Genomic DNA, 9,945 nt, shown 5'->3' with positions numbered 1-9,945 from the left:
CGGCAAGGAGGTGGGCGATGACCTCGGCCGTCGGCACCGCGTGCTCGAGGCCGACTGCGTGGTCGAGGAGGTAGCGCACTGTCTCGACCATCAGAGTGCAATACCTGCTCGAACAGAGGACTCCCTGATCGGCCATGAAGTTCCGGGCACGGGTGACAAAAGGCATGGCGATTTTTCGGCGGCGGGGGATATAGACGTTGCGGGGGGGTGTCGTTCAAAGATCAGGATGGTCTGATCAGTGTCGGGGGGAACACACACATTGAAAATATTATATGGCCCGGATACAAGTATCCCCTATAAATGCTCCCGCAGATCATCCCGCTCAGAAGAGAGGCCCTTGAAGTTCTTTCATCCGAGCAACGGGTGCAGATACTGAAACACCTCGACAAAAGACGGATGACAATAACCGAACTGTCGCAGGAGATGGGGTGCGCCAAGTCGACAGTCCATCACCACGTGGAAAAACTCATCGCTTCAGGGTTTGTTGCAGCGATCGACGAGGGGCATCGCTGGATCTATCTTGAATTGACGACTCAGGGGCACATGATAGTGCATCCATCAGAGAGGACCAGGATTGTCCTCCTCCTGACCTCTATCCCGCTCGCATTCCTGGGAGGGATAGGTCTTCTCGTACTTTATCTGACACGACCTGTCCTGTACACCGGTGATGCATCTCCGCTCTGGCATATGCCCGGAACCATCTATCTGGTAGGGGGCATCGGTCTCCTCGGGGCCGGTATTGCTCTTGCGGCCTATGCTATCCTTCAAAAAAAGGCCCTGGTGTATCTCTCACCAAAGATGACACTCCCCGCTGATTGAACCATCGCCGGGATGTCGGCGGCCTCTCCGACTGCGACTTCAGTACCTTGAGGCCGGTATTTTCTTGCCCCCGCACCCTTTCCACATAATCTATTCTCCCGAGGGCCACCACCCGATGAACCCCCGTGTGGAGATCCCCAACGACACCATTGTTCGAATACAATCGAACCTATGTGATAGATTCTTCCGACATTTCGATACACTCTGTCGTGAGTACGGAGATGTGCTCACCAATGCCTGCCCGGAGACGTCATGTGGGGCAGGAGGATGTGTTTCATGAAAAAAGCCCTCTTTGTCTGTATCGGCATCCTGCTGATCTCATGGGGTTGTAGCTCCCCCGTAACCGCGGTCGATGCCGATACTGTTGTAAAGAATTATGTATCGATCGATCAGGCGAGAACGAACGCGAATGGCGTTCTCTCCGATTTTGTCTCGAAAGGACCGCTCCAGGAAAACGAAGTATGGAAAGATGTTGTGATCAATGAGTCACCCATCACAATCTACGATCCGAATGGGCTGAAGCTCTACTACCTCTTCACGGTAGAGCGAAAAGGCACGCCCATCGGCGAGGTTGAGGTCCCAGCAAGCAAAGTACTCGGGTCACCGGTATCTTCGGTCAGTCTCAAGCCCCATACCCGGGACTTCGACCGGGCAGAGGACATTGCAAAGACACTCGCAGATGAAAACTATCCGGACTACAAGATCACATCGATAAAACCTGTCGATTATGCTCCCTCGCACATAGGAGCAATGGCCGAACTCTTCGACCCCGGAAACGAGTCATATACACGGATCGTTGTCGACGCCCACACCTTCGATCTCGTTCCTGAAGATATGCCACCAGGAGCAGAAGGTCGCTATGGAGCGGTGTGCATCGAATCGCTCTATGATTCCCTCTCTGAAGAGGGTGCAGAGGAGTGCATCAGACACCGGAGCGAGTGCCATGAGGAGACACGTTCCTCCCGTGATCTCGCCGGAGATGGCAACCATTCATGCAGGGAACAGCGGGGCGTCTCGCCCAGAGAACAGGAAATACCGTACTCCTTCTGCATGCCCGCACTATTCCAGATGATTGCAGACCTTTCTGACATGCCCTCCTCTCAGGGCTGAAAGACCCGACGCAGATCAGGGAACACCCTCCCGGACGGCATGAGAAGACGCACCCGACACAAAAAAAAGAGATATTATGTCCCGATATTCCAGGCGGACATGTAGTGCTTCTGCTCGTCGGTGAGGGCATCGATCGCGATCCCGAGGGATGCGAGTTTCCTCTCCGCGACCTCCTCGTCGATGGCGTTCGGGACGTCGTAGACGCCCGGGGCGAGTTCCTTCCCGTGCTCCGCCATGTAGCGGGCGGAGAGGGCCTGGAGGGCGAAGGAGAGGTCCATGACCTCGATCGGGTGGCCCATGCCCTTCGGCGTCGCCAGGTTCACGAGACGGCCCTCGGCAAGGACGTGGATCTTCTTCTGCCCGAAGATGTAGGTGTCGATGCCGTCGCGGCGCTCGATCCTGTCGGCGTGCCCTTCGAGCCACTTCACATCGATCTCGACATTGAAGTGACCGGCATTGGAGAGGATCACGCCGTCACGCATCGCCCCGAAGTGGCGCTCGGTGATGATCGAGGTGTTTCCCGTCGTCGTGATGAAGATCTCGCCGATCTTCGCGGCCTCGTCCATCGGCATCACGGTGAAGCCGTCCATGTGCGCCTCAAGGGCGCGGCGCGGGTCCACCTCGGTCACGATGACGCGGGCGCCGAGACCGCGGGCCTTCCGCGCAACGCCGCCGCCGCAGAAGCCGTAGCCTGCCACGACCAGGAACTTGCCGGCAAGGAGGCAGTTTGTGGTCGCCATGATCGCGGAGAGGGAACTCTCGCCGGTGCCGTGGACATTGTCGAAGTGGCGCTTCATGGGGGTGTCGTTCACCGCGACCACCGGGAACTTCAGCGCGCCTTCGGCGGCCATCGAGCGGAGGCGGTGGATGCCTGTCGTCGTCTCCTCGCAGCCGCCGATCACATTCTTGAGAAGTTCCTGCCGGCGGGTGTGGAGCTCGAAGATGAGGTCCATGCCGTCGTCGATGGTGATCACCGGCCGGGCGTCGAGGACCTTGTTGATCGCCGCGTAGTATTCCTCGTTCGAACAGGCACGCTTTGCATAACAGTGCACGCCCGGCACCTCGCCGAGGGCCGACGCCACGTCGTCCTGCGTGGAGAGAGGGTTGCAGCCGGTGATGTACACCTCGGCCCCGCCCGCCGCCAGGGTCTCGACGAGGACGGCGGTCTTTGCCTCCACGTGGAGGGCCATCCCGATGGTCACGCCCTTGAGGGGTTTTTTCTCCACAAATTCCTTTCTGATGCTTCCAAGCACCGGCATATACTGCCGGGCCCAGTCCATCTTCTGCTGACCGGTCTTCATAAGCCTCACCTGACGTCTTCCCATATACGTGGACGCGCATCCACTTGAAATATGACGGTCAGGGCTGAAGACCCCTCCCAAATACTGATTATCCCCGCCGTCAGAGAAGTTCGCATGGCACTCACCAAACGGATCATCCCCTGCCTCGACATCAAAAACGGCAGAGTCGTGAAGGGGACGCATTTCGAGGGTCTCCGGGACGCCGGCGACCCGGTCGAACTTGCGGCGCGCTACAACGAGCAGGGGGCGGACGAGGTGGTCTTCCTGGACATCACGGCCTCGAAGGAGGGGCGGGGCACGATCATCCCGGTTATCGAGCGTGCCGCCGACGAACTCTTCCTCCCCCTCACCGTCGGCGGCGGGATCAGGACGCTCGACGACATCACCCGTATCCTCAGGGCCGGCGCGGACAAGGTCTCCATCAACACGAGCGCAGTGGAGGACCCCGCCCTGATCACCAGGGCCGCAGAGCGCTTCGGTTCCCAGTGCGTCGTCGTCGCCATCGACGTCCGGGCCAACCCGGCGATGAAGGACGGCATCACCCCCATCACCCTCCCTGACGGCCGGAGAGTCTGGTACGAGGTGGTGACGAGGGGCGGGTCGCACCCGACAGGACTCGATGCCGTGACGTGGGCAAAAGAGGTCGAAAAACGCGGTGCAGGCGAGATCCTGCTCACGAGCATGGAGACTGACGGGACGAAAAACGGGTTTGACATCCCGGTCACCCGCGCCGTCTCCGAGAGCGTGGGCATCCCGGTCATCGCGAGCGGCGGTGTCGGGACGCTGGAGCACTTCAGGGATGGCTTCGCCCTTGGAAAAGCGGACGCCTGCCTTGCGGCAAGCGTCTTCCACTATGGCGAGATGACCGTCCGCCAGGTCAAGGAGTACCTGGCCGGGCAGGGTATCCGGGTACGGCTCTGAGATCGAGTTCGAGCGCCGCCACAGGGTGCTCCAGGGAGAATGCGACGAGCACCTCCGGGTGGACTTCGCCGAAGACCCCCACTTTTTTCCCGTTCACCAAGACGTCGCCGCGCCTGCCCTCGATGAAGGCCGGGTCCGCAGACTCGACGAACTCGGGGGAGAGGCCGCACTCGCGGCAGAGGGCGTCCATCGTCGCATAGGCCTCGGAGAAGTCGGCACCGGGGTGGATGGAGACGGCGGCGACGCTCTGCATCGTCTTCACGCCGCGGATGATGTCGCCGGTCGCAAAGAGGCGCTGCGGGAGTTCGCGGTGGCAGTTGATCTCCAGGATCTCCATGAGGAGGGGGAGGATATCGGTCCTGACCACGCTCTGGTCCTCGGAGATCGGTTTCGAGACCCGCAGAAGGTCGGGGGAGACCTCGCGCCGCATCTGCCCGTAGAGCACCCTCTCAGACGTGAGGGTGAAGGGCATCACCTCAAGGTATCCAAGGCCGGTGAGGATGGAGCGGACCTCGTTCTCAACGACGGCGATCGGGTGCTCCTTGCCGGTGGTGAAGGTCTGCGGCAGGGCGGCATCGATGTTGTCGAAGCCGTAGGCGACTGCCACGTCCTCGAAGATGTCCCAGTCGTGCATGATGTCGGCCCTGTAGGGCGGGACGAGCACCCGCACCTGTCCGTCGGGCAGGGGTTCGGCGCCGAAGCGCATCTTTTGCAGGAGTGCGGCCATCTCCTCTGCATCGATATCGATCCCGATGAGGCGGCGGCAGGCGTCGACACTCACGATACGCTCTGCAGGGGAGAGGTCGGGGTACGGGGTGCCGTCGATATCGACGCTCTCGATCGTAGCCCCGGCCTCGGCGAGGGCGGTGCAGATGATGCTGGCTGCCATGCGGACGGACTTCGGGTCTGTGCCCGTGCAGTCGAGGAGGATGTTCCTTGTCTCTGTCGTGACCTTGGTCAGTTCGCCGTTGATGATCGGGGGGAAGGAGAGGACATTATCGTCGGCATCGACGATCAGGGGGAAGCGGTCGAAGGCGTCGACCAGGTGGGCGTAGTCCCTCCCCTTCGGGTGCTGCTCCAGGATCTCCTCCATCGAGAGTTCGTCCTGGAAGTCAAGGGGTACAAAGCGGCGGTCGCGGGGGGAGGCAATGTAGCGGAAGGGAGGCCTGACCTTATCGAGGTCGTGGACGCCGATCGCCACCTTCCGCCGACCGCGGCCGATAGCCCAGTGGAGGGACTCCTGAAGTCCCATCAGGCTCTCGATCCCGGCTTCGTCCAGATGGACGTTCCTGATCACCGCAGAGCCGAGATAGGGGCGGATCTGGCGGAGGGCCGGGTCGACGGTGAAGGAGATACCCGAGGGGGTGACCGGGTACTCGGGGAGGCCCTCCTCGATACCCAGGAAGCCCCGCATCGCCCGCGCCACGCCCTCGGTCGAGTACAGGTCCACACGGTCGGGGAAGAACTCGACGTCCACGTGGTCGTCGAAGGTCCGCTCGATGTCGGAACCGATCATCGGCAGGCGCTCCAGGATCGTCTTCCTGTCGGTGCCGGTGAGACGCTCGAGGTACGCATAATTGAGGGATATGATTGCCATGACTCACTCCTCCTTCCTGATCACGGGGCACTCCCTGATCCAGTCGATGTCGCTCCTGTACAGTTGCCTGAGGTCTTTCAGGCCCAGTTTCAGCATCGCAACCCGGGATATCCCGAGGCCCCATGCAAGGACCGGCGTCTCGATACCCCAGGGGGCGGTGACCTCCTCCCTGAAGATACCGGCACCGCCGAGTTCCACCCAGCCGAGGCCGTCCACCCAGACCTCGGGCTCGACCGAGGGCTCGGTGTACGGGAAGTATCCCGGGCGGAAGCGGACGTTCTCAAATCCCATCCGACCGTAGAACTCCTTGAGGTAGCCGAGGAGGTGACGGAAGGAGACGTCCTCGTCCATGACGATCCCTTCGAGTTGCTCGAACTCAGGGGTGTGGGTCGGGTCGATCGCCTCGCGCCTGTAGACCCGGCCCAGGGCGAAGGCCTTGACCGGGGGTTCGGGGTGATCGATGAGGTACCTGATGGAGAAGGGGGTGGTGTGGGTGCGGAGCACGCACTGCTGCGGGACCTCGGTGCTCCAGACGCCGCCCCATCCCGTCGACGAGGTCGTGCCGCCGTGCTCGTGCATGTCGCGCACGCGCTCAAAGCCAGCAGGCAGGGGCTCTTTCATGTCCAGGTAGAACGTGTCCTGCATCTCGCGGGCCGGGTGGTCCTGCGGCTGGAAGAGGGCGTCGAAGTCCCAGAAGGCGGAGAGGACGATCTCGCCCTGCATCTCCACAAAGCCCATGTCCAGGAGGATCCCCTTCACCTCATCGATGATCCGCTGGTACGGGTGCGACTTGCCCGGCCAGATCCGCTTTGGCGGCGTCGAGAGGCTGTACCGTCTCAGGTTCGCGGTCCGCCACGAACCTGAGAGGATCTGCTCCCGCGTCAGGGTGCCGGTCTCCTCGGCGAGGTCGAGACCGCCAGCGACAAGGTCGCGGCCCTCCGGGGTGATCGCGATCCTGTAGGCAACCTCCTCGTGCTCCTCGACGAGGTTCCTCTTCAGGAGTTCGGCGATGCCCGGCATCCCCTCCTTCGGGTCTGCAAGGGCGACCTCGTCCGCGCCAGGTGCAGCCTTGCCTGTCTTCTCCGCCACGCCCTTCGTGATCGCGATCCAGCCCTTCTTCCTGAGCCAGCCGATCCCGATCCTGGAGAGGGGATGGGCCTGGAGATCCTTCATGGAGATGGAACCCTCGAAAGAGTCCAGAACCTGTCTCTCAGGGAGACCGTGCTCCCTGTACTCCGCTCCTTCCGGTGTGAGGGTGTAGGTCTTCGCGCTCGTCCGCGTCACCACAGCAAGGCCGCGGTCGGCGCAGAGGTGGGCGTACTGGACGGCCGCCTCCTCGGTCGTGCCGAGGGCTGCGGCCACGGCGGTCGCACTGCCCTCGCCCATCGGGGCAAGGGTGACAAGGAGCCGCTTTTCATTCAGGGTGAGGTCTACCATTATTCATCCACCAGGTGTGCTGTCTCGTCCATCTTCTCTCTGAGGTCCTTTAAGTACTCCTTCGTCCTCTCGAAGGTCTCCTTCTTGCAGGTGCCGCACATCATCTCGCCGGACCGGCACTTCCTGCAAATCTCGGCAAGTTCCCCGTCGTCAGGGGCCATGTGGAAGAGGTTGAGGAGGTAGACCGAGCACTTCTCAGGTTCGCCACCGAGTTTCTTCTGCTCCTCAAGGGTCATGCGCCCGCCGGTGAGGGAGGCCATCACCTTCTTCTTGAGGTCTTTCTCCGTCTCCCAGAAGGAGATGAAACTCTCCGGGACGCTCGACGACATCTTTCCGCCCTGCAGACCGGGCATAAAGGTGTGATAGGTTGCCGAGGGAAGGAAGAAGCCGAAACCCCCGTGCTCGATCTCGATAGCACGCACCTTCTCCTCGACCGCCTCGCAGGAGGCGCCGGGGATGTCCACGTGGCCCTCGTACCTCTTCGAGCCGGGGAAAGCACGGTGGACGGCCTCGATCGCTTCCTCAGGTGCGTTCTTCGAGCGGACGCTGATGCACCCGTCCCGGCGTTCGACCAGGAACATCCGGAGTTTGTGGGCGACGTCGCGGGTCAACCTGATATGGGGGTCCTGGTCAATCCCGACAGGGACAACTGTGGGGGACGGACCGCAGTCAAGCTGCGGGAAGAGGATGTCTGCGACCTGGGTCGCCACGCTCATCGCGTGGGCAAGGGCGGTATCCTGTGTAAAGCCGTAGATCGCCTGGAGTTCGGAGAAATTGATCTTCGTCGCCGCCTCGAAGGCGAGGTCTTTGAGGGGGGTATTCTCGCTCTGGTAGTAGGTCTTCCCCTCATAGCCGAGGGCGTACAGGCAGGAGAGGTACTCCCGGCCATACGCCTTGCACTGCTCCCACGACATCCCGCGGACGGCGTGGGCCTCGCGGTCGGCGACGCCGATATAGCCCCGGCCGCCGTGCTGCACGTGCCAGACCACTTCTTTCATCACCATGAGGTGGCCGAGGTGCGGGTGGCCCGAGGGCATGAACCCGGTCATGACATTGAATGGCGATCCTGTCCGGATCGCATCAGCGATCCTCCCGTAGTCACGGTGCCCCACGACGATACCCCGTCGCATGAAGAACGGGACCTCGGGGAGGCCTGAGATGGCGGTGCCGATCGGTTCGATGCCGAAGTCAGAGAAGAGTTTTTCGACATCGATCGACTGGCTGCTGGCCCATGGATTGATCCCCTGCTGCATAAGTCAGATCTCACATTTTTATTCGTGCGAATTCGATATACTGGATTCCGGTCATATGTACACAGGCAAACAACATCTTCTTTTTGACACTGTGCGCCAGACGGACAGAACGTGATATGGCGGCCATGGTGAGGGTTGTGCCCGCGGGGATGGCGTGAGCGAGCATGAGAGAGTGCTTGACCCCTTCGCCATAGACCCTGAAGTGGTGGCCAAACTTGTACCCGGTCTTCGGGGCATAACCCCGCCTGCGCAGGTCGGTATAGACGACGACCTTCTCGGCGAGTTCACTGTCAGTCGCGGCGGCGATGGCATGATACTCCTCCTGGCCGAGGGAGGCGCCCCTGCAGGAGAGGGTGAGCCTCGTCGTGTCCATCAGGGAGAGCACCTCCACCGGCGAGAGCATGGTCAGGTCGGGGTCGAGAGGCTTGCCGTAACCCTCAGTTTCAAGCCAGGGCGCAGCCGCCGACTTCACCAGGACGACAACGCCGAAGGCCTCGCCCTCCACCGTCGCCGTCGCACCGGGGACTTCAGAACCGGCGAGATGGTTGGTCTTCACCTCATAATAGGTGAGTTCGCCCTCGTCGTCCACTGCTGCAATGAGGTACTGTTTGCGCATGTTCCCGGCCGTCGCCACCTCGGCGACGATCCGGTCGAAGTCCACGAGGTCACGCTCGGCGAGCACACGGATCAGGTACTGGGACTGCCCCTTGCCCGGTCTCTCGCCGCGTTTGAAGACCCTGAAGTCGTGCGGCCCTGTCTGGAGAGCGAAGCCCCGCTCCCTCAGGTCGCGGTAGACGAGGTACCGCCGGAAAAATCCGGGTTCACGGGAGAGGTCTGCAAGGAGACCGGAGAAGTCGTAGCCATCGAGTTCAATCCTCTTCCGCCAGAGAAGATACAGCCCCTCCTCGGGAGAGAGGCGGAGACCGCCCTTTTCAGGCCGTCCATACCCCCCGCTCTCGTAGAGCGAGGTGTCTTGCTTCAGATGGAGGTTGGTGCCGTCGAATGTTGCCTTCACGTGAAAGATACATGGGGTGGCAGGAGATATATAGAAGACGACTTCGCTGCAGGCAGGGAGTTACCCGTGGTCACGACCGAAGATTCCGGACCATATGACACCATAATGGCCGGGAACGTCTCACAGTATTCTGTCGATTTTCAAGACCGGGAGTATGATATGCGCCAGGACAATCTCAGGTATAGATCCCTGGAGCGACGGTCACGTCCGGAAACAGTGTAATACGATCAAATATTCCCTCTACCAGAATGAATATTACCCGGGGTACCAAATTATTCGTGCCAGGGTGTTGAAGAAAATGCCACGAATATTGATCACTGATGACTCATCCTTCCAGAGAAAGATCATCTCATCTTTCCTTTTAAAAGAGGGTTTTGAGACGGTCTGCGCCAGGAACGGACGCGAAGGGCTGGACCTTGCCACCGAAAACCCGCCTGACCTGATCATCCTCGACCTCCTGATGCCGGAAATGGACGGTTTCGAGATGATGAA

The 9,945-nt window shown here is 61.0% G+C and carries 9 protein-coding genes; 4 read left to right on the top strand and 5 right to left on the bottom strand.

Annotated features, from left to right (window positions below; all coding sequences use genetic code 11):
* Positions 1-300 precede the first annotated feature (300 nt).
* Positions 301-819, top strand: coding sequence for a winged helix-turn-helix domain-containing protein (locus Q0520_RS03505; protein ID WP_298666661.1), 519 nt, complete (start codon positions 301-303; stop codon positions 817-819).
* A 276-nt stretch (positions 820-1,095) separates the two neighbouring features.
* Positions 1,096-1,929: a hypothetical protein gene (locus Q0520_RS03500; protein ID WP_298666658.1), complete on the top strand. Its 834-nt coding sequence runs from the start codon at positions 1,096-1,098 to the stop codon at positions 1,927-1,929.
* Positions 1,930-2,003: 74 nt separating this feature from the next.
* Here Q0520_RS03500 and Q0520_RS03495 read toward each other — a convergent pair whose 3' ends face one another.
* Positions 2,004-3,254 (bottom strand): adenosylhomocysteinase, encoded by a 1,251-nt coding sequence (locus tag Q0520_RS03495; protein ID WP_298666655.1) that lies wholly within the window; start codon positions 3,252-3,254, stop codon positions 2,004-2,006.
* A 90-nt stretch (positions 3,255-3,344) separates the two neighbouring features.
* Between Q0520_RS03495 and hisF the strand changes: the two genes are divergently transcribed.
* On the top strand, positions 3,345-4,151 hold the full coding sequence (gene hisF, locus Q0520_RS03490; RefSeq protein ID WP_298666652.1) for an imidazole glycerol phosphate synthase subunit HisF: 807 nt from the start codon (positions 3,345-3,347) through the stop codon (positions 4,149-4,151).
* On the opposite strand, the gene pheT is transcribed toward hisF, so the two are convergent.
* From pheT to endA, 4 genes are read right to left on the bottom strand one after another with little or no spacing between them, the layout of a single operon-like run.
* Positions 4,108-5,748, bottom strand: coding sequence for a phenylalanine--tRNA ligase subunit beta (gene pheT, locus Q0520_RS03485; protein ID WP_298666649.1), 1,641 nt, complete (start codon positions 5,746-5,748; stop codon positions 4,108-4,110). The two genes, hisF and pheT, sit on opposite strands and share 44 nt — an antisense overlap.
* A gap of 3 nt (positions 5,749-5,751) precedes the next feature.
* Positions 5,752-7,185 carry a phenylalanine--tRNA ligase subunit alpha gene (locus tag Q0520_RS03480; protein ID WP_298666646.1) on the bottom strand — a complete coding sequence of 478 codons (1,434 nt, stop codon included), beginning with the start codon at positions 7,183-7,185 and terminating at the stop codon, positions 5,752-5,754.
* Positions 7,185-8,438: a tryptophan--tRNA ligase gene (locus Q0520_RS03475; RefSeq protein WP_298666644.1), complete on the bottom strand. Its 1,254-nt coding sequence runs from the start codon at positions 8,436-8,438 to the stop codon at positions 7,185-7,187. Before Q0520_RS03475 ends, Q0520_RS03480 begins: the two co-directional genes overlap by 1 nt.
* A gap of 10 nt (positions 8,439-8,448) precedes the next feature.
* Entirely contained in the window at positions 8,449-9,453 is a 1,005-nt protein-coding gene (gene endA, locus Q0520_RS03470) for a tRNA-intron lyase (protein ID WP_298666641.1), read from the bottom strand.
* A gap of 154 nt (positions 9,454-9,607) precedes the next feature.
* Here endA and Q0520_RS03465 point away from each other — a divergent pair.
* The coding region (locus Q0520_RS03465; RefSeq protein WP_298666639.1) for a PleD family two-component system response regulator at positions 9,608-9,945 on the top strand (338 nt) is incomplete at its 3' end.

It is taken from the genome of uncultured Methanofollis sp. (assembly GCF_937919355.1).
In the GTDB taxonomy this organism is placed as follows: Archaea; Halobacteriota; Methanomicrobia; order Methanomicrobiales; family Methanofollaceae; genus Methanofollis.
This window is presented reverse-complemented; position numbering and strand designations above follow the sequence as displayed.